The sequence below is a fragment of the Ruegeria sp. BG8 genome, assembly GCF_056538325.1.
Window position 1 is genome coordinate 255982 of sequence record NZ_JBQFSZ010000003.1, and the last position, 23856, is coordinate 279837.

Consider the following 23856-nt stretch of genomic DNA (forward strand, 5'->3'; position numbering starts at 1 on the left):
TTTCAGTTTTGCATCTCAGGTCTCAAGCTATAGATGACACAGCTTTCCGAATCCGATCAGGCCGAACACCGCTTTCCCTGTGAGCAATGCGGGGCCGATTATCGGTTCAACCCCGGGGATGGCGCCCTGACCTGCGATCACTGCGGTCATTCAGAGTCGATTGGCGCTGGTCCTTGGGGCGGTGCAAGCCTCAAGGAACTGGATTTTGACGCGGCCGTTGCCGACCGCCTGCCTGATAGCGAGATTGAGGAAACGCGCGTTCTGTCTTGCCCGAACTGCGCCGCCCAGGTGGAATTTGATCCCGACACCCACGCAGCGGAATGCCCATTTTGTGCGACGCCGGTGGTGACGGATACAGGCGTAAATCGCCACATCAAACCACGCGGCGTATTGCCTTTTGCACTGGACGAACGATCTGCGCACAAAGCGATGGAAAGCTGGCTGGGCCGGCTGTGGTTTGCCCCAAATGGCTTGAAGGAATACGCGCGCAAAGGGCGCAAGATGCAGGGCATCTACGTCCCTTATTGGACCTTTGATGCTGATACAAAATCCTCATATCGCGGTGAACGGGGCACTGTTTACTACGAAACCCGAACCGTGATGCGGGATGGCAAACGGGTGCAGCAACGGGTGGCCAAAGTCCGGTGGTCGCCAAAGTCAGGTCGCGTGGCCCGCTTTTTCGATGATGTGCTCGTGCTTGCCTCGCAGTCTCTGCCAAAGAAATACACCGATGCATTACAACCTTGGGATCTGCCTGCACTTGAGCCTTACCAACCTGAATATCTGGCGGGTTTTCGCGCCGAAGCTTACACCGTCAAACTGCAGGAAGGGTATACCGAGGCCCGAGGGCATATGGCCCGCGTCATTGAGCGGGACGTTCGCTTTGACATCGGCGGCGATCGTCAACGTATCCACGCGGTCGATACAGACGTACGAAATGTGACGTTCAAACACATCCTTCTGCCGATCTGGATGGCGGCTTACAAGTATCGTGGGCAGACCTATAGGTTCGTTGTGAACGGCCGAACGGGTCAGGTTCAGGGCGAACGTCCCTGGTCGGCTATCAAAATAACGATCGCGGTGGTGCTGGGACTTTTGGTCGCCGCCGGGGTTGGGTATGTGATGGCGACCGGGCAATAATGATACCGCAAACAATTTCACTGCTTTAGCGCTTGAACATCCCTGCGTCACTCGTCATCCTGCGCCACGTCGACGCCATGGGGGGCTAGTGTGGCATTATCCGATTTGAACAAGTTGCTGATTGGTCGCCATTCCTGCCGTGCGTTTCTTGCTGATCCTGTGCCGCGAGATCTGATCGAGCAAATGCTGACAAGCGCATCGCGCGTCCCCAGTTGGTGCAACGCACAACCTTGGCATGTCACGATTACCAGCGGCGACGAAACCGATGCATTTCGCGCGGCGATGCAAAATGAGGCGATGACTGGTGCACATGCGCCCGACTTACCTTTTCCAACGTCCTATTCGGGCGTCTACCGCGATCGCCGTCGTGAGTGTGGCTGGGCCCTGTACGAAGCTGTCGGTGTTGAACGCGGTGACCGCGCCGCCTCTGCCAAACAAATGATGGAGAACTTTTCCCTGTTTGGCGCACCGCATTGCGCAATCGTGTCCAGCCCGGCTGAACTTGGTCCCTATGGCGCGTTGGATTGCGGAGGGTTCGTGACGGCTTTTACCCTAGCGGCGCAAGCATTGGGAGTTGCGACGATCCCGCAAGCGGCCTTGGCAAGCTACAGCCCGTTCCTGCATCGATATTTCGACATTCCCGATGACCGCCTGATCCTATGTGCGATCTCGTTCGGATATGCGGATACGGATCACCCGGCGAACGGGTTTCGCACCAAGCGCGATGCGCCAGATGCATTCGTCGACTGGATCGGCTGAAAACGGACGGAGCAGAGTTTGAGAGCAGTTGTCCAAAGAGTCTCACACGCGCAGGTCTCGGTCGATGGCGCGGTTGTTGGGCGCACCGGCCCCGGATTGGTGGTTCTGGTGTGCGCTATGGGTGAAGATGACGAAACGGCTGCTGAACAGCTTGCCGCCAAAATTGCCAAGCTGCGGATTTTCAAGGACGACGCGGGCAAAATGAACCGTTCCGTTCTGGACATACAAGGCAGCGCGCTGGTGATCAGCCAGTTCACGTTGGCGGCCGACACCTCACGCGGGAACAGACCCGGCTTTTCCGAGGCCGCGCCTCCGGCGGTTGGCAAACACTTATACGAACACTTCGCCCAAACCCTGAGCGCTTTGGGCGTGCCCGTCGAAACGGGTCAATTCGGGGCCGATATGGCCGTAGAGTTGCTCAACGACGGGCCGGTCACAATCTGGATGGAAAGTTGATGGATCAAAAACAAAAGGCAATTCGTATCTGGCAAGCCGGAGTCGACGCAGTCGGCGGGCACGCGGCAACCAAAGGCGCACTGCAAGGTATTGAGGCACCCGATCAAATTCTGGCGGTCGGCAAGCCTGCCGCCGCAATGGCGCGCGCAGCACTGGAACGATTTGGCCCCGTACCGACACTGGTGGTGACCAAGGATGACCACGGGCGCGACCTGCCAGATCACGTCCAACTGATTGAAGCATCCCACCCGGTGCCGGATCAACGTAGCCTCATGGGTGGGCAAGCCCTGCGAGAAACGGTTGAAGCGATGGGGTCGACATCGCATTTGCTGCTGCTGGTCTCGGGCGGCGCGTCTTCGCTGGCCGAAGATCTTATGGGGGATAAAACGCTCTCAGACCTCGAAGCACTTAACAAAAGGTTGTTGGCCGAAGGGTTGGACATCACTGCAATGAACGCTGAACGTCGTAAGATTTCACGTATCAAGGGCGGTGGGTTGCTAAGCCACTTCCGGGGGCGCAAGGCCAGCGTACTGGCGATCTCGGACGTACCCGGTGACGATCTGAATGTTGTCGGCTCAGGTATAGGTGCGTTGCCACTGGCCCATGACTTTGAAGCTTCGGCGCAGATTGTGGCATCCAATGCACACGCACGCGCGGCAGCGGCTGACCAGGCCGCGAGCGAAGGCGAGACCGTGCTTGCGGATGAGGAAAGCTTGCACGACGACTACAGAAACGTAGCGGTCGCTGTAGGACAGCGCCTGCGCGACATGCCCAAGGGCGTTATGGTCTTTGGCGGTGAACCAACGGTGATCCTGCCGGAAAACCCCGGACGCGGCGGGCGCAATCAAGCTTTGGCACTTGCTCTGGCGCGCGAGATTGCGGGGATGGAAGGTATCACAGTCGTCGTCGGGGGCACCGATGGAACCGATGGCCCGACACAAGCCGCCGGTGGTATCGTAGACGGGTCCACTTGGGGGGATGGGGCAGATGAGGCGCTGAAAAACGCTGATAGCGGCAGCTATCTGGACCGCAAAGGTGCTTTGCTGGTGACGGGCCCCACAGGGACCAACGTGATGGACCTGCTTGTCGTAATTCGCGACTGATTTGACGATTTTCCCCTGACCCTGAAATCAAAAGCTCCAGAGACTACGGTTATGACTCGCCAGCCCAACGCATTGTCTGACATCGAAGACCTGCCCGATATGGGCATCGTCATGCCAGACGGGTGCCGTTTGTCGGCGCGGGTTTGGCGACCGGTGGACGCCGATGAGAACCCTGTCCCCGCTATTCTTGAGTTCCTGCCCTACCGCAAGCGCGACAACACCGCGACCCGAGATGCGCTGACCCATCCTTGGTTCGCCAAACGCGGTTACGCCTGTATTCGCGTCGACATGCGCGGCAATGGCGACAGCGAAGGCCTGATGGAGGATGAATACACCCAACAGGAACTGGATGATGCAGTGGCCACCATCGCTTGGCTGGCCCGGCAACCATGGTGCACCGGTCACGTCGGGATGATGGGCATCAGCTGGGGCGGCTTCAATTCTCTGCAAGTCGCCGCAATGCAGCCCGAGGCGTTAAAGGCCATCATCACCTTATGCTCGACAGCCGATCGATATGCGGACGACATCCACTACAAAGGTGGGTGTCTTCTGAATGAAAACCTGGGCTGGGGCGCGACCATGTGGTCGTACTCTTCACGCGCGCCAGACCCTGCCCTGCGGTCGGATTGGCGTGATTTGTGGCTCGAAAGGCTGGAAAATGAGCCCTTCCTTCCTTCAGTTTGGCTGCGCCACCAGACCCGCGATGCATATTGGCGGCACGGTTCGGTTTGCGAAGATTTCAGTGCGATCCGCGCCGCGACACTTGCCATTGGCGGTTGGGGTGATGCCTACAAGAACACAGTGCCGCTGTTGGTCGAACAGCTGGACGCGCCGGCTAAGGGCATTGTGGGGCCATGGGTTCATAAATACCCGCATTTTGCGGTTCCAGAACCAAGGATCGGGTTCTTGCAGGAAGCCTTGCGCTGGTGGGATCACTGGTTGAAAGGTCTGGACACCGGAGTGGACAGAGATCCGGACTACCGCGCCTATCTGATGGACGGGGTGCGCCCCTATCGCTGGTATAGCGAACGCTCGGGCCGCTGGCTTGCCGAAGACACCGGGGCGACGGCTCATCTGCCCGTTCAAACGTTGTCCATGTCAAACGCAGGCCTTGGTGAGACAGGCGGGCTGGATCAACGCATCGCGTCCCCTCAGACATGCGGTATGGAAGGTGGCGAGTATTGCGCAATCTGGTTGGGCCCGGACATGCCCGGCGATCAACGGACAGACGATGCCCTATCGGCATGCTTTGACACCGAACCGCTGAAACAAGATATTGATATCGTCGGGGCGCCGCGCCTTCGCTTGCGCGTGGCGTCCAGCCGACCGCAGGCCCAAATCGCGGTCCGTCTGAATCATGTGCATCCGGATGGGGCCTCAACGCGCGTGACTTACGGTGTGTTGAACCTTTCTCATCGCGACAGCCATGCGACCCCCTCTCCGATGGAGCCCGGAACGCCCTATGACGTGACGCTGGATCTGGATCACATTGCCTATCGCGTACCCAAAGGGCATCGCTTTCGGGTTGCGGTTTCCAGTGCCTATTGGCCCCTGATCTGGCCATCGCCAGAGACGACTGAGCTGCACTTGACCGGTGGCGAGATTGACATCCCAACGCGTCCGACATCCGAGGATGAATGGGTGTTTCAACCGCCCGAATCCGAGACACCCCGCGACGTCTCGGTCCTGCGCGATAGTAAGAACACGCGGCGGGTGGAAACGGACATGAATTCCGGTGAGACACACCTGATCATCGAAGACGATTTTGGTCTGGTGACCGATAATCACCACGGCTTGACGCATGGCAGCACAGCGTTCGAACGTTGGTCCATCCATCCAGACGACCCGCTATCTGCACGCGGGCAGTGTTCGTGGACGCAAGAGATGAGCCGCGACAACATCAACCTGCGAACAGAGACAAGCTGCGAGATGTGGTCTGACGCGGAAAACTTTTACCTTAGCGCTGAAATAAAGGCGTATGAGGGCAGCGAAATGGTCTTCTCGAAACAACAGGAGGATACCATCCCGCGCAATCACATGTGAGGCCCGAACCCCTTCGGATGCCACATTTGCGCTTGCCCGGCGCGACGAAATACGCCTAACTTGACTAATGCGTCAATAAAAAGCCCGACAAGGGCTGAAATCCAATCAACTGGGAGATCCTTGGATGAACGAACAACTCACTCACATGGCCAAACAGGTTACAGCTGGCAAGCTGACCCGCCGCGAATTCATGGGGAAAGCGGCAGCCTTGGGTGTCGCAGCGGCAACGGCCAGCACCATCTTTGCCGATGCAGCACGCGCGGCCGGACCCAAAAAAGGCGGCGACCTGAAGCTGGGTCTGCAGGGCGGCGAATCCACCAACTCGCTGGACCCGGCAACCTATGCAAGCTCGGTTCCATTTGCCAACGGCAAGCAGTTCGGGGACACACTGATCGAAGTAGCACCTGATGGCTCGATCGAACCGCGCGTGGCGGAAAGTGTCGAAGGCAGCGCGGATGCTAAGGTCTGGACCTTCAAACTGCGCCAGGGCGTGGAATTCCACAACGGCAAGACCATGACCAGCGAAGACGTGCTGAAAACCATGGAGCGCCACTCGAACGAAGACTCCAAGTCCGGTGCCTTGGGCATCATGAAGGGCATCGAGTCGATGAAGGCCGATGGCGAGTATTTCCAGGTCACGCTGTCCGAGGCAAATGCCGACCTGCCCTATCTGCTGGCCGACTATCACCTGATCATTCAGCCTGATGGCGGTATGGACAACCCGGCTGCCGGTATCGGCACTGGCCCCTACCAGCTTGAGGTAGATGAGCCGGGCGTGCGCCACGTGTTCAAGAAATTCGCCAACCACTGGAACAGCGATTTCGGTAATTTCGACAGTGTTGAGGTCGTCGTGATCAACGACGCAACTGCACGTACCGCCGCGCTGCAATCGGGTCAGGTCCACGCGATCAACCGCGTTGAGCCCAAGGTTGCTGCACTGCTGGGCCGGGCGCCCAACCTGACCGTGCATTCGACCGCTGGTCGCGGGCACTATGTGTTCATCATGCATTGCGACACCGCTCCGTTCGACAATAACGAACTGCGCACCGCGCTGAAATACGCGATCAACCGTCAGGAACTGGTCGACAAGGTTCTGCGTGGCTATGGCTCGATCGGGAACGACATGCCGATCAACGCGGCCTACCCGCTGTTCGACGGCTCGATCCCGCAGCGTGAGTTCAGCGTCGAAAAAGCGGCCGAGCATTACAAGAAGTCCGGGCATGATGGCTCACCCATCATTCTGCGCGTGGCCGATGGTGCCTTCCCCGGTGCCGTGGATGCCGCCGCTCTGTTCCAGCAAACCGCCGCTCAGGCTGGTATCCCGCTGGAAATCAAGCGTGAGCCCAACGACGGTTACTGGTCCGAGGTCTGGAACGTGCAGCCCTTCTGCGCATCCTATTGGGGTGGCCGTCCGGTGCAGGATCAGATGTACTCGACCGCGTATCTGTCCAGCGCCGACTGGAACGACACACGCTTCAAGGTTCCGGCCTTTGATGAGATGCTGTTCCAGGCCCGCGCCGAGCTGGATACTGACAAACGCAAAGACATCTACAGCCAGATGGGCCAGATGGTCCGCAACGAAGGCGGCCTGATCTGCCCGATGTTCAACGACTTTGTCGAAGGCGTCAGCAATCAGCTGGAAGGTTGGGAAACCGACCCGACCCAAGAGCTGATGAACGGCCAGATGTCGCGTAAGATGTGGTTCGCCTGATAGGGACCACGGATCATGCATCCTATTGTCAAATTGGTTTCCCAGCGCGTTGCGCTGGGACTCCTGTTGCTGCTCGGCGCTTCGGCTCTGATTTTTGGTCTGACCGAAGCCCTTCCCGGAGACGCCGCGCAAGCCGTCCTGGGGCAGTCCGCAACCCCTGAGGCACTGGCAAACCTACGCGAGGAAATGGGCCTTAACCGCCCTGCCCTGACCCGCTATTTCGAATGGCTTGGGGGCATTTTGCAAGGCGATCTGGGACAATCGCTGACCAACAAATTGGATATCGCGGAAAGCATCGGCAAGCGTCTGGGCAACACCTTGTTCCTGGCCTGCGCTGCTGCAATCGTATCTGTCCCGCTTGCTATCTTCCTGGGCCTTCTGGCCGTCCGGTACCGCAATCGCTGGCCGGATAAACTGATTTCTGCGATCACCCTGACCACGGTTTCGATACCAGAATTCCTGATCGGTTACGTGGTGATCTATTTCGTTTCGGTGAAACTGGGATGGTTCTCATCGCTGGCAATGATCAACGACTCGATGTCGTTTGGCGAAAAACTGAACGCAATCGCCCTTCCGGCCTTCGTGCTGACGCTGGTGGTTCTGGCGCAGATGATGCGCATGACTCGCGCCGCGATCCTGAACCTGATGCAATCAGCTTACATCGAGACGGCTGAGCTAAAGGGCCTGTCGAACTTTCAGGTCATCGCGCGTCATGCCTTCCCCAACGCGATCTCGCCCATCGTCAACGTCGTGATGCTGAACCTGGCCTATCTGGTCGTGGGTGTCGTCGTTGTTGAAGTGGTGTTCGTCTATCCGGGCATGGGCCAGTATCTGGTCGACTCGGTGACAAAACGCGACGTGCCGGTTGTTCTGGCCTGCGGCGTTGTCTTTGCCGCCGTCTATATCGGGCTGAACATGGTGGCCGACATCGTCTCGATCCTTGCCAACCCAAGACTGAGGCATCCGAAATGATGAAGAATATCCCTATTTCGGCGATGATCGGTCTGTTTTTCACCGGGCTGTATTTCTTCGTGGCCTTTGCCGCCCCGCTGATCGCCCCCTATGGCATGGCCGAAGTGGTCGGCGATGTGTGGGAGCCTTCCAGCGCGGAGCATCTTCTGGGCACCGACAATATCGGACGCGATCTGCTGACGCGCATGATCTATGGCGGGCGCACCACGATCTTTATCGCCGCCGCCGCCACGATCCTCAGCTTTCTGACGGGTACGTCACTGGGTTTGCTCGCCGCTGTTTTGGGCGGATGGGCCGATCAGGCGCTGAGCCGGACCGTGGACCTGATCATGTCGATCCCCACATTGATCCTTGCGCTGGTGATCCTTGCGATCGTTCCTGTCACCGTTCCGATCCTCATCCTGGTCATGGGCTTGCTGGACGCAACACGCCCGTATCGCCTGTCGCGGTCGGTTGCTGTGGACATCAACGTCATGGACTATGTCGAGGCAGCAAAACTGCGCGGCGAAGGGCGCGCTTGGGTCATCTTCCGGGAAATCCTGCCGAACGCCTTGTCGCCCTTGGTGGCCGAGTTCGGACTGCGGTTCATCTTCATGGTTCTGTTCATCTCGACCCTGTCCTTCCTGGGCCTTGGCGTGCAGCCTCCGCTGGCCGACTGGGGTGGGATCGTGAAGGAAAACAAGGACGGCATCGTCTATGGTATCGGCGCGGCGCTATATCCCGCCGTCGCTATCGCGACGCTGGCCATCTCGGTCAACCTTGTGGCTGACTGGGTTCTGAACCGTACAACTTCGCTGAAAGGAGGCCGGGGATGAGCGACGATACCCTTCTCAAGGTCCGTGGCCTAAAGATTGGCGCGACCGTCTATCCGCCGGGCGAAAAGCCCCATGACATCGAAATCGTACACGGGGTCGATTTCGACCTGGAACGCGGCAAGGTTCTGGGTCTGATCGGCGAATCCGGCGCGGGTAAATCGACAATCGGCCTCGCCTCGATGGCGTATGGCCGGGGTGGCGTGGAACTCACCGGGGGTGAGGTCTGGGTCAACGGGCGCGATATCCTGAAATCGTCGCCCGGCGATATTCGCAATCTGCGCGGGGGTGAGGTGGCATATGTCTCTCAATCTGCGGCAGCGTCCTTTAACCCGGCCAAGAAGATCATGGATCAAGTGGTCGAAGCAGCGGTCGAGCACAAAAAGTTCTCACGCAAAGAGGCTGAATCGCGCGCGCGAGAACTGTTCGCCAAACTGGGCTTACCCGATCCGAACAATATCGGTGACAGGTATCCGCACCAGGTTTCGGGTGGTCAGCTACAGCGTTGTATGACGGCGCTGGCACTCTGCCCTGAACCCGATCTGGTTGTGTTCGACGAACCAACGACTGCGCTGGATGTAACCACCCAGATTGACGTTCTGATGGCTATTAAGGAAGCCATTCGCGACACTGGCGTTGCTGCTTTGTATATCACCCATGACCTTGCGGTCGTGGCGCAGGTCAGCGACGACATCATGGTGCTGCGAATGGGGGACACCGTCGAGTATGGCACCACCGACCAGATCATCAACAACCCACAGGAAGAGTATACGCAGGCGTTGGTTTCGGTCCGCTCTATCGAGCACGAGGAAAAGCAACCGACCTCGGAACCCGTTCTGACCGTTGATGGAATTACAGCCCGCTATAAGGGCCTGAACTTTGACGTCCTGCACAACGTCAATGTCGAGGTTCACCCCGGTCAGACACTTGCCGTTGTGGGTGAATCCGGCTCGGGCAAGTCGACGCTGGCCCGTGTCATCACAGGCCTGCTGCCACCGCGCGATGGCGAGATCACGTTCAACGGGCGCAAGCTGTCCCCCGACCTCAAGGGGCGGTCACGCGAAGATCTGCGCGAGTTGCAGATGATTTACCAGATGGCGGATGTGGCGATGAATCCCCGTCAGACCGTCGGTACGATCATTGGCCGACCATTGGAGTTTTACTTCAACATGCGCGGCGCGGAAAAGCGTAAGCGGGTCGTCGAATTGCTGGATGAGATCGAACTTGGTGAACAGTTCATTGATCGCTATCCGGCCGAATTGTCGGGTGGTCAAAAGCAACGTGTCTGCATCGCCCGATCGCTGGCTGCAAAACCCAAGATGATCATCTGCGACGAGGTGACTTCGGCGTTGGATCCGCTGGTGGCAGACGGCATCCTGAAACTGTTGCTGGACCTTCAGAAGATCGAGGATGTGGCCTACCTGTTTATCACCCACGATCTGGCAACGGTACGTGCGATCAGTGACAGTATTGCCGTGATGTATCAGGGACGCGTTGCGCGTTATGGCTCGAAAAGCCATGTTCTGACGCCACCGTTCGACGACTATACCGATCTGCTGCTCAGCTCGGTGCCCGAAATGCATCTGGGCTGGCTGGAAGAGGTTGTCGCCAACCGCAAGATGGAAAGTGCGGGGAACTGACCCTTTGATGACAGTTCTATGAAGTTTCGAAATCCCGGCACATTCGTGTCGGGATTTTGCTATTGGGGGCGCGAACAGGCGGCCTTAAACCACGACGTCCAATAGGCTCGCCCAAAATACCCGCAAAAGGTTAAGACATGGACCGCAAACTGCTTTTGATAATTCTCGACGGCGTCCCGTGGCGCAATTTCCGACGTCTTTTTGGAAACCTCGAAGGTTGGGTCGACAGCGGAGAAACCCGGGTTTGGAAGCTACGGTCGGTCCTGCCATCGACTTCTGCCAGCTGCTACGCCTCGATCCATACCGGCGTTTCCCCGCAAGAGCACGGGTGCACCGGCAACGGCAACGTATTCCGCCTGAGCCACAAGGACGTGTTCAGTCAGGTTCGCGAGGCAGGAGGCATCACCGGGGCGGTCACCCACAGCTATTGGTCGCAGTTTTTCAATCGCCATCCCTTCGACTACGTGCGCGACGTGGAATATGACGAGCCGGAAAGCGCCACGATCAATCATGGTCGCTTCCACTCGATGACAGGGTACAACAAGACAAACCAGATGACGCCGTCGGACGTAGATCTGTACGCAACGTTGACCAATTTGTGCCTGCGGTTTGGTCTGGATTACGGCATCCTTCACACATGCACGCTGGACAGTATGGGTCACCGTTTTTTCCACGATTGTCAGGAAATGGACCATGCCTGTTTCGTCGCTGACGAGATGCTGGCCCCCTTCATCCCTCGTTGGCGGCAACTGGGTTACGAGGTCATCGTGACGGCAGATCACGGGCAGGATGAACGCGGCCATCATGGTGGACGCAGCCCGTTACAGCAGGAAACCGCGCTGTATTACTTTGGTGACGCAACCGGCCCCGAAGCTGATGATGTGATTGACCAGTTACAACTGGCGCCAACGATCCTGAACCGCATGGGGGCGCCGCTGGCGGAGACGATGAAAGCCGAACCGTTCCTGTCGTGACTTAGTCGTACGGCCAGATTTGCTGGCCTAGTGCTTCGATCGCCACAACGATGCGCTCAAAACTGTCTGCGGCGCGTTTGACCGAGCTTCGCGCCCGCAGGTAGCCGTGCACCAACCCCTGTTCGTTGATGCAATACGCCTTGCCCCCCGCCTCGGTGATCCGAGCGCAATAAACCGGCCCGTCATCCCGCAGAGGATCGCAATCCGCCGTAACTACTGCGGTGGGCGGCAGGTCTGCGAAATCTGTATCATCCAGCGGGGCATATGTTGGATCACGCTCAGGTGCAGAACCTCCGCACCGAACTTGTTCATAGAACACGATGTCTTCCAACGTCAGCAGCGGCGCATGGGCGTGCTCGACATACGAACCTTGGGTCCGGTCACCGCCCAAGCCCGGGTAAACAAGCACTTGCCCAAGAATCTGCGTCAGGCGACCACGTGCATAGTGCGAAACGGCCGCCGCCAAGTTGCCCCCTGCACTGTCTCCAGCCAGGACGAGCGGATCCCCAAACTCAGCCGCGATCCAGTTGGTGGCCGCCCAAGCGTCTTGAAACTGGACCGGAAAGACGTGTTCAGGACACAAACGGTAATCGACAGCAACAACCCGATACCCGGTTTGCGCGCAGATCTCGGCACACACGTCATCGTGGCTTTCGAGACCACCAACGACAAAGCCGCCTCCGTGGAAATAGACAACGGTTCGGGTCGGCACGCCGGCGTTGTAAATGCGGACAGGCACGCCGTCGGCCTGCCTGTCTTCTGTTTCAACGCCTTCGGGGCGTGGTTGGCGAAAATCGTCACACATCGCATCGTAAACACGACGCTGATCCTCGATCGACATCTCGACCGCGTCATCGGGATAGCTTTCCGCCGTACGTCTTATGAACGCCCAGGTTTCTTCATCAATCAGACGCTCATAATCCATGTTCCCTCCAGGTCAGGCAGCCCACTCCCACGGCCGGGTGAATGATCCCAGCACTTTGGCAACATCGTCCTCGGATGCGCCGTTCGCGTCAAGCTGTGCGACGAGACCGCGCTTTTTGTCATCCATGACCGAGACAACGCGCGCATCCACGCCAGCCTTTTCCAGAGCGCCATTGTAAACGCGCGTAATAGCCTGTTTGCGCAGTTCCGGCTTAAAGACCTTGCCAACCGCAGTCTTGGGCAGTTCGTCCAGAATCGTCATGTGTTTGGGCTGCGCCGCGCGCTCGTGCACATGCACGTCGCAATATTCCATCAGCTCCTTCTCGGTCACTGACGCGCCGTCGACCAGCTCAACAAAGGCACAAGGTACCTCGCCTGAATAGGCGTCGGGTTGCCCGATTGCCCCGGCGAAAGCGACGGCATCATGGCCCAGCAACGCTTCTTCGATTTCGGCGGGATCGATGTTGTGACCGCCACGGATAATCAGGTCCTTGGCGCGACCAGTGATCCACAGATACCCGTCCTCATCAAACCGCCCCAAGTCGCCCGTGCGCAGGTATTTGTCGTAGTGATAGAGGTCCACGTTCTTGTCGGCCTCGGTATAAGTATTGCCTGCATAAACACCGGGGTTCGAGATACAAATCTCGCCGATCTCATCGGTCGCGCATTCTGTGGGGCCATCAGGCCCGGCCTGCAGGATTTTCACATCCGTATACGGAAAAGGAATTCCGATCGAGCCGATCTTCTTTTCGCCGTCCACGGGGTTGCAAGACACAAGGCAGGTGGCCTCGGTCAGCCCGTACCCCTCGACGATGGTCACGCCGGTTGCTTCTTCAAACCGGCGGAACAACTCAACCGGCAACGGGGCCGAACCTGAAAAGGCCGTTTTCACGCTTGAGATATCTGCATCCACCGGGCGCTGCATTTTGGCGGCAATGGCCGTGGGAACGGTGATGATAAAGGTGACTTTCCACCGTTCGATCAGCTTCCAGAAATTGTCGAACACACCGTCACCGCGATAGCCCTGCGGAGTGGGGAACACCACATGCGCCCCCGAAGACACCGCAGCCATCATGATCACATGCACCGCGAACACATGGAACATCGGCAGCGGGCACATCACGACATCCTCTTCCGAGAACAGCAGAGTGTCACCCAGCCAGCCGTTGTATATCAGCCCCGAATACTTGTGCTGTGCCACTTTGGGCATCCCTGTCGTACCACCCGTATGGAAATAGCACGCAACGCGGTCTTCCTTTGAGTCCTCGAACGTCAGCGTAGTGGGCTGCTTTGCCAGTTCTACGTTGAAGTTCTTATAGTCCGCATGCGCCAAATGCTCTTTGTTGCCCATCTTGGGGCGCAGCAAAGGTACAAGCCACGACTTCGGCGGTGTGAGGTAGCTGTTAAGGTCAATTTCAAGGATCGTGTTGACCTTGGGTGCGTGGCGAACCGCTTCTTCGACCTTTTGCGCGACATCCGTTTTCGGGAAGGATTTCAGCGTCACCACAACCTGTGCGCCGGTTTCACGCAGGATGGCCGAGATCTGCTCTGGCTCCAGCAGCGGGTTGATCGGGTTGACGATACCGGCCACCGCGCCGCCCATCATTGTGATCAGCGTCTCATTGCAGTTGGGCAGGATATAGGCGACCACATCCTTTTCCCCCACACCCAAGGACCGAAACAGGTTCGCGGCCTGATTTACCTTGCCCAAAAGCTGGGACCAGGTCAGCGTTTCGGCCTTGTCCGTCGGACCTGAAAAAATCTGAAAGCTGATCGCATTACTGTTTGGAAATTTGCCTGCTGTACGCGACAGCAACTGGTGGAACGTGACCGGGACATCCCGGTCTTCCCACGACATCTCCTGCTCCATTCTCGCCTTGTCTTCCAATCCCACAAACGCCATGTGGCTCCTCCCTGATCGGCTCCCGTGTCATGCACGGGTTATTTTTGTCCCTCCAATGCAGGATGAAAGCAAAACCGCGCATGTGCAAGCGACGGCTTAGCCAAGAATGCAGCAATTTTGTAGGATTACGCAGCGGCGCGAAATCACTTGCCCATACGTCAAGCTATTCGGCGGCAACACCGTCGGTGAACTGCAGACGCGCCAGACGGGCATACAACCCGTCTTGCGATACAAGATCGTCATGGGTGCCCTGCGCTACAATCCGTCCGGCATCCATAACAACGATCCGGTCCGCCTTTTTCACCGTGGCCAATCGGTGCGCAACAATCAGGGTCGTGCGGCCAGCACGCATCTGGTCTACGGCACCCTGCACTGCCCTCTCGCTTTCTGCATCCAGGGCCGAGGTGGCCTCGTCCAGCAACAAAACCGGCGCGTCGCGCAAGATGGCGCGCGCAATGGCAATGCGTTGCTTTTGGCCACCCGACAGCATGACCCCACGTTCCCCCACAAAGCTGTCATACCCATCCGGCAGCGCGGAGATGAAATCATGCGCAGCGGCAGCCCGGGCGGCGGCTTCGACTTCGGCGTCTGTCGCGTCCAGTCGGCCAAAACGGATGTTTTCCCGCGCAGAAGCTGCAAAAATTGTCGGGTCCTGCGGGACCAGAGCCATGTGCTGGCGGAACGTGGCGCGGTCAAGGTCGCGCAGATCAATGCCATCCAGACTGACGTGCCCCGCATCAGGATCATAGAACCGCTGGATCATTTGAATGACGGTCGTTTTCCCAGCCCCCGATGGCCCGACAAAAGCAACCGTTTCCCCCGGGCTGACTGTCAATGACAGCTGATCCAACGCCACAATATCCGGACGCGACGGGTAGTGAAACGTGACCTCGTCAAACCGGATTTCACCGCGCACAGGCGCAGGCAGCGCCTTTGCCGCGGTGGGATCGTTGACCGTATCTTCCGCGTTCAGCAGCTCGACCAGGCGTTCCGTTGCGCCTGCCGCGCGTTGAAGCTCGCTCCAGATTTCAGAAAGGGCCGCGACCGAACCTGCCATGATGATCGAGTAAATAACAAACTGGATCAGGACGCCTTCGGTCATTACCCCGTTTCGGACGTCATTGGCGCCCATCCAAAGCACACCAACGATCCCCGAGAACACCAGAAAAATTACGATGACTGTCAGAACTGCCCGCGTCTGAATCCGGCGCAACGAGACAACGTAAGATGTTTCGGTCATCTCGCCGAATTGGTGACGGCTGGCCTGTTCATGCGTAAACGCCTGAACGGTTTGCACGGCGCCCAGCGCCTCACCCGCGTTACCGGAGGACGCAGCGATCCAATCCTGATTCTCGCGGCTGATTGCGCGCAGACGCCGCCCAAGCACCAGAATGGGGACAACGACCAACGGGATCAGCAACAGGACCATTGCCGTCAACTTGGCCGAGGTTAGCAACATCAGGACCAGACCGCCCAGGAACATCAACATGTTTCGCAGCGCGATAGAAACCGACGAGCCCAGAACCGACTGGATCAGAGTCGTATCCGTGGTGATCCGGCTAAGGACTTCACCGGTCATGATACGTTCATAGAATTCCGGGCTCATACCGATAACACGGTCGAACACGGCTTTGCGAATGTCAGCGACAACCCGTTCGCCCAAACGAGTCACAAGCGCATATCGGATGCCGGTCCCCACGGCCAAAACCGCAGCAATGCCCAGCGCTGCCAAAAAGTACCAATCCAGCAACTCACCGTCTTCGATCCGAAAATTATCAACAACGCGACGCACCGCCAGCGGCAAAGTCAATGTCATGCTGGCGGTCAGGATCAGGGCTAACGTCGCCCCTATCATCAGCAGACGATAGGGTTTCATGAACGGCCAAAGTGACGACAGAACACCAATCTTCCGCGACCTTGCGCGTTCCTCGGTGGCACCGGGCGCGGGCTTTCCTGTTGGACGGGCTGGGGCGGTGTCTGCCATGGATGGCCTTTGCATCGTCTGAATACCTAAGTCACAGCTTCTTGCAGCTAGCGACAGGCAGGGTCAAGCGAGACTGCGAAATCAAACGCCCCTGATGGGCCTTTTGACGCATATTCTCGGGCTGACTTGGAGCGGGCGGCGGGAATCGAACCCGCTTCATCAGCTTGGAAGGCTGAGGTAATAGCCAGTATACGACGCCCGCTCAGCGGAGGTCGGTTTAAGCGATGCACCAGACGCCGTCAAGCGCCGTTCGGTGCGGGCTTTCAATTTCCTCGCGAATTTTCTCTCTGGTGTCTCGTGCGCCAGAAAGGTGATCTCTATTGCGCGGAATTGGTCAGCCAAGTGCAGCCGTCGAAGGCTGCAGAAATGCGGATGACATTGTCGATTTTTAGGGCCGCTGGCTTTGAATAACCAATGAGTCCTGCAGGATAGGTTGTTGCGGCAGTCAAAGCATCCTGCAGTGAAACACCGACCTGTTGTGTCAGAACACCAATAGCCGTGGTCAGGTCAAGATCGGCGCCCGCCAGCGTACCATCTTCCAGCGTTAACCGGCCGTCAGTGCGCGTAATCCGTCGGCCCTCCAGTTCGAATTCGGTCAGGTCTGTGCCAGCCACGGCCATTGCATCACTAACAAGAAAAATCTTCGACGGCCCTGACTTGGCCGCCAAGGCGGCTTGCATGGTTGCAGGATGCACATGGATACCGTCGGCTATCAAGCCAGCAGATAGCCCACCGTTTGCAAGGGTCGCACCAACCAGGCCAGGTTCTCGATTGCCCAATTGGCTCATGGCGTTGAACAAATGCGTCGCGCACCGTGCGCCAGCAGCTGCATAGCGTTGGCATGTTGCAAAATCGGCGTCTGTATGGCCCAGCGAAATCAATACACCCGCATCGGACAATTGCTTGACCTGCGCCTCGGACACAGATTCCGGCGCGATCGTAACCTTCAGGCATGGCAGTTGCTGGGCGGCTTTGACCAATATCGAAAGGTCCGCGTCGGTCATTGGGCGGATCAGGTTTGCGTCATGCGCCCCTTTACGTGCAACAGACAGGTGCGGCCCCTCAAGATGAAGCCCCGCGACACCCTGAACACCCTCACGCACCGCTTGAATGGCCGCTGCAATAGCGGCAGTCGTTTTTTCGGCAGTGTCCGTAATAAGCGTTGGCAGCAAGGCCCCGACGCCCAATCGACGATGCGCCCCCACTATTCGCCCAATGGTTTCGACGGACGGATCATCATTGAACATCACCCCGTCGCCGCCGTTAACCTGCAAATCTACAAAAGCAGGGCTTAGGATATCCCCCTGAAGATCAACGATATCGCCCGTCGAAGGGGCCTCTGATTCCGGCAAGATCTGCCCCACCTGCCCGTCTGTAAAGACCAGCGCATGATCATGGATCAACCGTGTGCCATCAAAGATTGGGCCGTTTCGAAAGGTCAGATTCAGCGTTGTCATACCGTCTCGGTCACTTTCTTGAGGTGGCGTGGCGTGTCGGGATCAATTCCCCGCAGGCCGGCAACGGACTCGACCATACTGTAAAACGATGTGATCGTTATGATGGGGTCGGTGATCCAATGCCCTGTCCGAACCACCGGCAGGGGCTCGGCGCGTGCGACTTTGTCTGTTGTCGCGAAGACCAAGGCGCCTTTATCCGCCAAGGCGTCGGCAGACTGCGCGGTTGAGTGCTCGGCCGCGTCTGCTGCTGCGAAAACAATCGTTGGAAAGCCTTCGTCGACGATGGAAACCGGCCCGTGCAGAACCTCGGCCGCGGAATAGCTTTCCGCGTGAATTTGGCAGGTTTCCTTAATTTTCAAAGCAGCCTCACCCGATATCGCAAAGGACGGCCCGCGCCCCAATGTGAATAGCGACCGTCCGGTAATGGCAGATGCGGCGGAGGACCAATCGCATAAGGCGGCCTGTTCCAATTGCCCCGGCAGCGCTTGGATCGCGTTGATCAAATCGGCGTCCCCCTTGACCTCGGCCAATAGCCAAAGCCCCGCCACCAAAGAGGTCACAAAGGTTTTGGTTGCTGCAACGCTAAGCTCCGGCCCCGCATGCAAAGGCAGCACCGCATTGGCAACATCGGCCAACCGTGAGTTTCCGTTGTTGGTGATTGCCAAAGTAATTGCGCCCGAGGCTCGCAGGGATCGTGTCAATCCGACGATATCCGGGCTTTGCCCGGACTGAGAGACTGAGACACAAACAGCGCCCTTGGCATTCAATTCCGCACCGTAAATTGAGCTGACCGAAGGCCCGACAGATGCCACCGGCAACCCTAGCAAAAGCTCACTTGCGTATTTCAGATAAGTGCACGCATGGTCCGAAGATCCCCGCGCCACCGAGATAAGGAACCGCGGATCGGCATCCCGAACCAGCCCTGCCGCATGCTGAACATTGGCAGTGCCTTCGCTCAGCAGCCTTTCGACCGCGTCAGGTATTTCCAAAATTTCCTGACGCATCTTGGATGAGTGTTCGGGCATCGGGTTCGGATCCTTCCGATTACAGGCGCAGTTCGGCGACAAAGTCATAGGCGTCACCGCGATAGAGAGAGCGCGTCAATTCAGCGACCCGCCCGGTTTTGAGAAATGAAATACGTTCGATATTCAGCCCTGCAGCACCTTCGGGCACCCCCAAAAGCTGCGCTTCGCGTGCCGCGAGGTTAAGGGCTGATATCTTTTGAACCGCTCTAACCGGGCGGTGACCCAACGCATCCAAAACCTCGTACAAAGAGGTCGTCACTTCGATCGGGTTGGGTAGAATATCCAGCGGCAACGCCGCCTTTTCTAAGGCCAACGGACGACCATTGGCCTCGCGCAAGCGATAGATTCGAGCGATCTGCTCCCCCTCGCCAAGGTTCAGCGAGGAAACCTCCTGCTCTGTCGGGGCAAAGACGCCCCGCTCCAGCCATTTTGACGTGGTCTGCATTCCACGGGTCGACATGTCCTCTGTAAAAGAGGTCAGATGCGTCAGAGATTGCTCAACACGCGGTATCCGCTCGCGGATAAAAGAGCCGGAACCCTGTCGTTGCTCAATGACCCCTTCCTGCACCAGTTCCTGAATCGCTTTACGCACGGTGACACGGGACAGGTCCGTAATCTCAACCAGTTCACGTTCGGACGGCAGAGAGGAGTTTGGCGCCAGCACGCCCGTATCAATACCTTCTTGCAACCTGCGGCGCAGTTGTACGTATCGAGGCCCATTTTCGGGCGAAAGCCAGAGGTCTGCGCGCAGGAAATCAGCGATGCTCATCACGAACCTCCTTCGCCAAGGCCAACGCTCCGCTCATTGGTTCACCCAGCGGGGGGTGTACGGAGGATTGCATTTCCGCTGGCAGGTACGAGGCATAGCAAGGAGCAATCCCGCCTGTCAGGCATAAGGACTGACCAACCCGCCAACCCAATAGCTTTGACATTTCGGCAATGTGATCCGCGCCCGCGCGCAGAATTTTGATCGCAACCACATCCCCTGCATCTGCAGCCGCGGTGACGTCGGGGGCGATGGTACCAAACTGATTAGGGGTTGCTTTGCCCGCAAAGTCGACAATGCCAGCCGTCCCCCCGAAACGTTCCAGAATGTCCCGCGTCAGCTTTGTATGCGCGTGAATTTTGTCGGCAGCATTCAAAGTTTCAGCCATCGCCAGACGCCCAACCCACTGGGCTGAGGCCTCGTCACCCAAAACGGGCCCCCATCCACCGGCAAAGCGCATCACACCGTTAACCTGCATCGCCAAAAAGGACCCAGTACCGCAATGCGCAACAATGCCATCGCTATCACCGAGGGCACCGCGCAATGCGGCAGGCCGGTCATCCTCAATCCGCGCCTTAGCAAGCCCCAAAGCTGAACGCAGACGCGATGCCAAGGTCTCATCTGTCAAACCCGCCAAACCGACAAAGGCGGGATATTGAACCAGTTCTTCGACAGTCTTGTTCAGCGTTTCCGCCACCTTGGCTATACCGGCCCTTATGTGACGCACACCACCCTCAAAGTCGGTTGAGACATTGGCCGCGCCAGTCTCTGCGGAATACAAAATACCGCCGACCTCGCAGGCCACCCGGCATCGCGTTCCCCCACCATCCACGGCTAAAATGGCACTGTCTCGAGACTCAGTCATGACAATACCATTATAATACCTTTTTACTTCTGGGAAGTCTAAAACATACCAATATCGCCCAATCTGGCTAAGAAAGTTGAAAAAACTCTCAAAAATATTGATATCAAAGAAAACCGTAGACAAGTGGTATTACATAGGTATTGTAAGGGGAACTAATGGGGGATTCTCTTGACGCTGCCGTCGACTGAACAACTGCATGAAGATGCCTGCCATCTGAAACGAAGCGATATGGTTCGCTCGGCGCAGGCGCTTGCCGCAGGCCAGATTGCCGCCGCGCAAGCGGTGAACACAGCCCTCGACAAAATTGCGCAGGGCGCAATGGCCATGGCTCAGACCCTACAGGCGGACGGCGTATTGCATTATGTCGCCGCCGGGTCCTCGGGGCTGATGGCGGCCGCAGATGCACTTGAGCTGGGCGGCACGTTTTCCATATCCCCGCAACACATCCGCATTCACATGGCGGGCGGCATGCCAACCGGCGTTGAGATGCCGGGCAACGCGGAGGACGCGGATGCCGGATTACAAGACAGCCTGGGTTCGTTGACGAGCAAAGACACCGTGATCGCAGTCTCAGCCAGCGGTTCAACGCCTTACACGATGGCCGCGCTAGAGATCGCAAAGACCCGCGGTGCAACAGTGGTCGCGATCGCCAACAACGAAGGCAGCCCGTTGTTGCGCGGGGCCGACATTGCAATACTGCTCCCTACCCCGCCCGAGCTGATTTCGGGTTCAACCCGGATGGGTTCAGGAACGGCGCAAAAGATCGCGCTAAACATGCTGTCCACGCTGATGGCGCTGGAGTTGGGCCATGTGCACGGTGGAATGATGGTCAACGTGCGCGCCGACAATGACAAGCTGCGCGCTCGGGCCGCCGGGATCGTTGCGCGCATTGCCGGCGTGGATGAACACACAGCGCGAAACGCACTGAACGAAGCAAATGGCGAAGTAAAACCCGCAGTTTTGATAGCGACGCAGGGCCTTTCGCTCACCAATGCCACCGCGCGCCTGCGGGAAACCGATGGACGACTGGACGCCGCCTTGGCGCAAGAAAAATAACTGCTAACCAACTGGGAGAAACAAGAATGACAAACAAGAGTCTGAAACTGGCATTACTGGGCACGACCCTGATGGCCTCAGCTGCCTATGCCGAGGACGTTACACTAACCATCGAAAGCTGGCGCAACGATGACCTGACCCTGTGGCAGGACAAGATCATTCCGGCATTCGAGGCCGCCAACCCCGGCATCAAAGTTCAGTTCACCCCATCCGCCCCGGCTGAATACAACGCTGTCCTGAACTCGAAGCTGGATGCAGGCTCTGCCGGAGATCTGATCACATGCCGTCCTTTCGACGCATCTCTGGCACTGTATGAGGCCGGACACCTGACCGATTTGTCCGGCGTAGAAGCCATGAGCAATTTCTCGGACGTCGCAAAATCAGCTTGGCAAACCGACGATGGCGCGGTCAGCTTCTGCGTTCCTATGGCCTCGGTCATCCACGGATTCATCTATAACAAGGATGCGTTCAACGAGTTGGGCATCGAAGTACCCACTACCGAAGCCGAGTTCTTTGCTGCACTCGACAAGATCAAAGAAGACGGCACCTATATCCCATTGGCCATGGGCACCAACGACCAGTGGGAAGCCGCAACAATGGGCTACAACAACATCGGCCCGAACTACTGGAAAGGTGAAGAAGGTCGTCAGGCCCTGATCAAGGGCGAGCAGAAGCTGACCGATGAGGCATGGACCGCACCCTACGCCACGCTGGCCCGCTGGGGCGAATATATGGGCGACGGGTACGAGGCACAGACTTATCCCGACAGCCAGAATATCTTTACACTGGGTCGCGCTGCCGTTTATCCGGCCGGATCATGGGAAATCTCAGGCTTCAACGCGCAGGCGGACTTCGAGATGGGTGCGTTCAAGCCGCCAGTCCAGAATGCGGGCGACACTTGTTACATCTCGGACCACACTGATATTGGCATCGGCATGAACGCCGCCACCGAGAACCCCGAAGCGGCTGAGACGTTCCTGTCTTGGGTCGCAAGCCCCGAGTTTGCGGAAATCTTCGGCAACGCCCTGCCCGGCTTCTTCCCGCTGTCCAGCACCCCGGTCGAGCTGCAGGATCCGCTGGCCAAAGAAATCGTCGGCTGGCGGGATGAGTGTGAATCGACCATCCGTTCGACCTATCAGATTCTGTCGCGTGGCACCCCGAACCTTGAGAATGAGACCTGGGGCGCATCTGTTGCCGCCATCAAAGGCGCCAAATCGCCCGAGGAACTGGGCGCTGAACTGCAAGAGGGCCTGGCCTCCTGGTACGCTCCGCACCAGTAAATTGACCACCTACCCGGGCGGAAACGCCCGCCCGGGTACACCCGACACCCCTTTGAAAGCTGACCCATGAACCGCCCCCGCTTCCGCTGGCATATCGTCGTGTTTCTGGCCCCCGCTGTGCTGGTCTATACGGCAGTGATGATCTTCCCGCTGTTCAACACGCTGCGGCTGGCGCTCTATTCCGAGGTGGACCAAAGCCGTGTGTTCGTGGGCTTGCAGAACTTTCAAACCCTGTTTTTCGACCCCATCTGGTCTGAGCAGTTCTGGAACGCTTTGGGCAACAATTTCTGGTTCTTCCTGATCCACATGCTGGTGCAGAACCCCATCGGGATCGCGTTGGCGGCGCTGCTTAGCCACCCGCGCCTTCGGTTCTCGGCCCTGTATCGGTCAGCGATATTCATCCCAACGATCCTCAGCTTTGTGATCGTTGGTTTTGCATGGAAGCTGATCCTGTCACCCATCTGGGGCATCGCGCCGTCGATGCTGGACGCCGTGGGTCTGAAATCCCTGTTCGCGCCGTGGCTGGGCAAAGAGGAATACGCGCTCACCACGCTGGCGCTGATTTCGGTCTGGCAATTCGTCGGCATCCCGATGATGCTGATCTATGCCGCCTTGCTGACCATCCCCGAGGAAATTCTTGAGGCCGGAGAGATTGACGGCATCACCGGCGCCTCGGCCTTTTGGAAGATCAAGCTGCCGCTGATCCTGCCCTCAATCGGAATCATCTCGATCCTGACCTTCGTGGGCAACTTCAACGCATTCGACCTGATCTATGCCGCCCAAGGCGCGCTGGCAGGGCCGGATTTCTCGACCGATATCCTGGGGACGTTCATGTATCGCACCTTCTTTGGCTTCCAGCTGCAACTGGGTGATCCGCATATGGGTTCGGCCATCGCGGGGGCCATGTTCGCGATCATCCTTGTGGGCGTTTGTATTTACCTCTTCGGCATCCAGACCCGGATGCGTCGGTATCAGATGTGAGAGTC

Annotated in this window: 20 protein-coding genes and 1 tRNA gene; 13 read left to right on the forward strand and 8 right to left on the reverse strand. The window is 58.0% G+C overall.

The features are described from left to right. The first annotated feature begins 33 nt into the window (after positions 1-33). The 10 genes from ACR0DG_RS08790 (at position 34) to ACR0DG_RS08835 (ending at position 11610) form a co-directional block, all read left to right on the forward strand. Positions 34-1140 (forward strand): TFIIB-type zinc ribbon-containing protein, encoded by a 1107-nt coding sequence (locus tag ACR0DG_RS08790; protein WP_480696318.1) that lies wholly within the window; start codon positions 34-36, stop codon positions 1138-1140. Between the two features lie 90 nt (positions 1141-1230). Then, a complete protein-coding gene (locus ACR0DG_RS08795; protein WP_480696320.1) occupies positions 1231-1899 on the forward strand; it encodes a nitroreductase in 669 nt (222 codons plus the stop codon). Between the two features lie 18 nt (positions 1900-1917). After that, a complete protein-coding gene (gene dtd / locus ACR0DG_RS08800) occupies positions 1918-2355 on the forward strand; it encodes a D-aminoacyl-tRNA deacylase (protein WP_480696322.1) in 438 nt (145 codons plus the stop codon). Then, complete coding sequence (locus tag ACR0DG_RS08805; protein ID WP_480696324.1) at positions 2355-3458, forward strand: DUF4147 domain-containing protein; 1104 nt, start codon at positions 2355-2357, stop codon at positions 3456-3458. Before dtd ends, ACR0DG_RS08805 begins: the two co-directional genes overlap by 1 nt. A gap of 51 nt (positions 3459-3509) precedes the next feature. Next, entirely contained in the window at positions 3510-5501 is a 1992-nt protein-coding gene (locus ACR0DG_RS08810) for a CocE/NonD family hydrolase (protein WP_480696326.1), read from the forward strand. 124 nt (positions 5502-5625) lie between these two features. After that, positions 5626-7212: an ABC transporter substrate-binding protein gene (locus tag ACR0DG_RS08815; RefSeq protein ID WP_480696328.1), complete on the forward strand. Its 1587-nt coding sequence runs from the start codon at positions 5626-5628 to the stop codon at positions 7210-7212. A 15-nt stretch (positions 7213-7227) separates the two neighbouring features. Beyond that, positions 7228-8184, forward strand: a complete 957-nt coding sequence (locus tag ACR0DG_RS08820) for an ABC transporter permease (RefSeq protein ID WP_480696330.1) — start codon at positions 7228-7230, stop codon at positions 8182-8184. Beyond that, the gene (locus ACR0DG_RS08825) at positions 8184-8999 is read left to right on the forward strand and encodes an ABC transporter permease (protein ID WP_480696619.1); all 816 of its coding nucleotides are present in this window, start codon (positions 8184-8186) and stop codon (positions 8997-8999) included. The genes ACR0DG_RS08820 and ACR0DG_RS08825 overlap by 1 nt, the downstream gene beginning before the upstream one ends. After that, entirely contained in the window at positions 8996-10636 is a 1641-nt protein-coding gene (locus tag ACR0DG_RS08830; RefSeq protein ID WP_480696332.1) for an ABC transporter ATP-binding protein, read from the forward strand. Before ACR0DG_RS08825 ends, ACR0DG_RS08830 begins: the two co-directional genes overlap by 4 nt. Positions 10637-10773: 137 nt before the next feature. Next, positions 10774-11610 (forward strand): alkaline phosphatase family protein, encoded by an 837-nt coding sequence (locus ACR0DG_RS08835; protein WP_480696334.1) that lies wholly within the window; start codon positions 10774-10776, stop codon positions 11608-11610. A 1-nt stretch (position 11611) separates the two neighbouring features. Here ACR0DG_RS08835 and ACR0DG_RS08840 read toward each other — a convergent pair whose 3' ends face one another. The 8 genes from ACR0DG_RS08840 to ACR0DG_RS08875 all read right to left on the reverse strand — a co-directional run bounded on the left by ACR0DG_RS08840 (position 11612) and on the right by ACR0DG_RS08875 (position 20534). Beyond that, positions 11612-12535, reverse strand: a complete 924-nt coding sequence (locus ACR0DG_RS08840; RefSeq protein WP_480696336.1) for an alpha/beta hydrolase — start codon at positions 12533-12535, stop codon at positions 11612-11614. A 12-nt stretch (positions 12536-12547) separates the two neighbouring features. Beyond that, a complete protein-coding gene (locus ACR0DG_RS08845) occupies positions 12548-14437 on the reverse strand; it encodes an acyl-CoA synthetase (protein WP_480696338.1) in 1890 nt (629 codons plus the stop codon). Positions 14438-14600: 163 nt separating this feature from the next. Next, entirely contained in the window at positions 14601-16421 is a 1821-nt protein-coding gene (locus tag ACR0DG_RS08850; RefSeq protein ID WP_480696340.1) for an ABC transporter transmembrane domain-containing protein, read from the reverse strand. A 127-nt stretch (positions 16422-16548) separates the two neighbouring features. Continuing rightward, a tRNA-Gly gene (locus ACR0DG_RS08855) sits at positions 16549-16623 on the reverse strand. A 115-nt stretch (positions 16624-16738) separates the two neighbouring features. Continuing rightward, on the reverse strand, positions 16739-17878 hold the full coding sequence (nagA, locus tag ACR0DG_RS08860; protein ID WP_480696342.1) for an N-acetylglucosamine-6-phosphate deacetylase: 1140 nt from the start codon (positions 17876-17878) through the stop codon (positions 16739-16741). After that, positions 17875-18903, reverse strand: a complete 1029-nt coding sequence (locus tag ACR0DG_RS08865; protein WP_480696344.1) for an SIS domain-containing protein — start codon at positions 18901-18903, stop codon at positions 17875-17877. The genes nagA and ACR0DG_RS08865 overlap by 4 nt, the downstream gene beginning before the upstream one ends. A gap of 19 nt (positions 18904-18922) precedes the next feature. Further along, on the reverse strand, positions 18923-19672 hold the full coding sequence (locus ACR0DG_RS08870) for a GntR family transcriptional regulator (protein WP_480696346.1): 750 nt from the start codon (positions 19670-19672) through the stop codon (positions 18923-18925). Continuing rightward, positions 19659-20534, reverse strand: coding sequence for a glucosamine kinase nucleotide-binding domain-containing protein (locus ACR0DG_RS08875; RefSeq protein WP_480696348.1), 876 nt, complete (start codon positions 20532-20534; stop codon positions 19659-19661). Before ACR0DG_RS08875 ends, ACR0DG_RS08870 begins: the two co-directional genes overlap by 14 nt. Positions 20535-20702: 168 nt before the next feature. Here ACR0DG_RS08875 and ACR0DG_RS08880 point away from each other — a divergent pair, with 168 nt between their 5' ends. From ACR0DG_RS08880 to ACR0DG_RS08890, 3 genes are all read left to right on the forward strand, one after another. Further along, positions 20703-21590 carry an N-acetylmuramic acid 6-phosphate etherase gene (locus ACR0DG_RS08880; protein ID WP_480696349.1) on the forward strand — a complete coding sequence of 296 codons (888 nt, stop codon included), beginning with the start codon at positions 20703-20705 and terminating at the stop codon, positions 21588-21590. A 26-nt stretch (positions 21591-21616) separates the two neighbouring features. Then, positions 21617-22870, forward strand: coding sequence for an ABC transporter substrate-binding protein (locus tag ACR0DG_RS08885; RefSeq protein ID WP_480696351.1), 1254 nt, complete (start codon positions 21617-21619; stop codon positions 22868-22870). A gap of 66 nt (positions 22871-22936) precedes the next feature. Beyond that, positions 22937-23851 carry a carbohydrate ABC transporter permease gene (locus tag ACR0DG_RS08890; RefSeq protein ID WP_480650183.1) on the forward strand — a complete coding sequence of 305 codons (915 nt, stop codon included), beginning with the start codon at positions 22937-22939 and terminating at the stop codon, positions 23849-23851. The last annotated feature ends 5 nt before the right edge of the window (positions 23852-23856 follow it).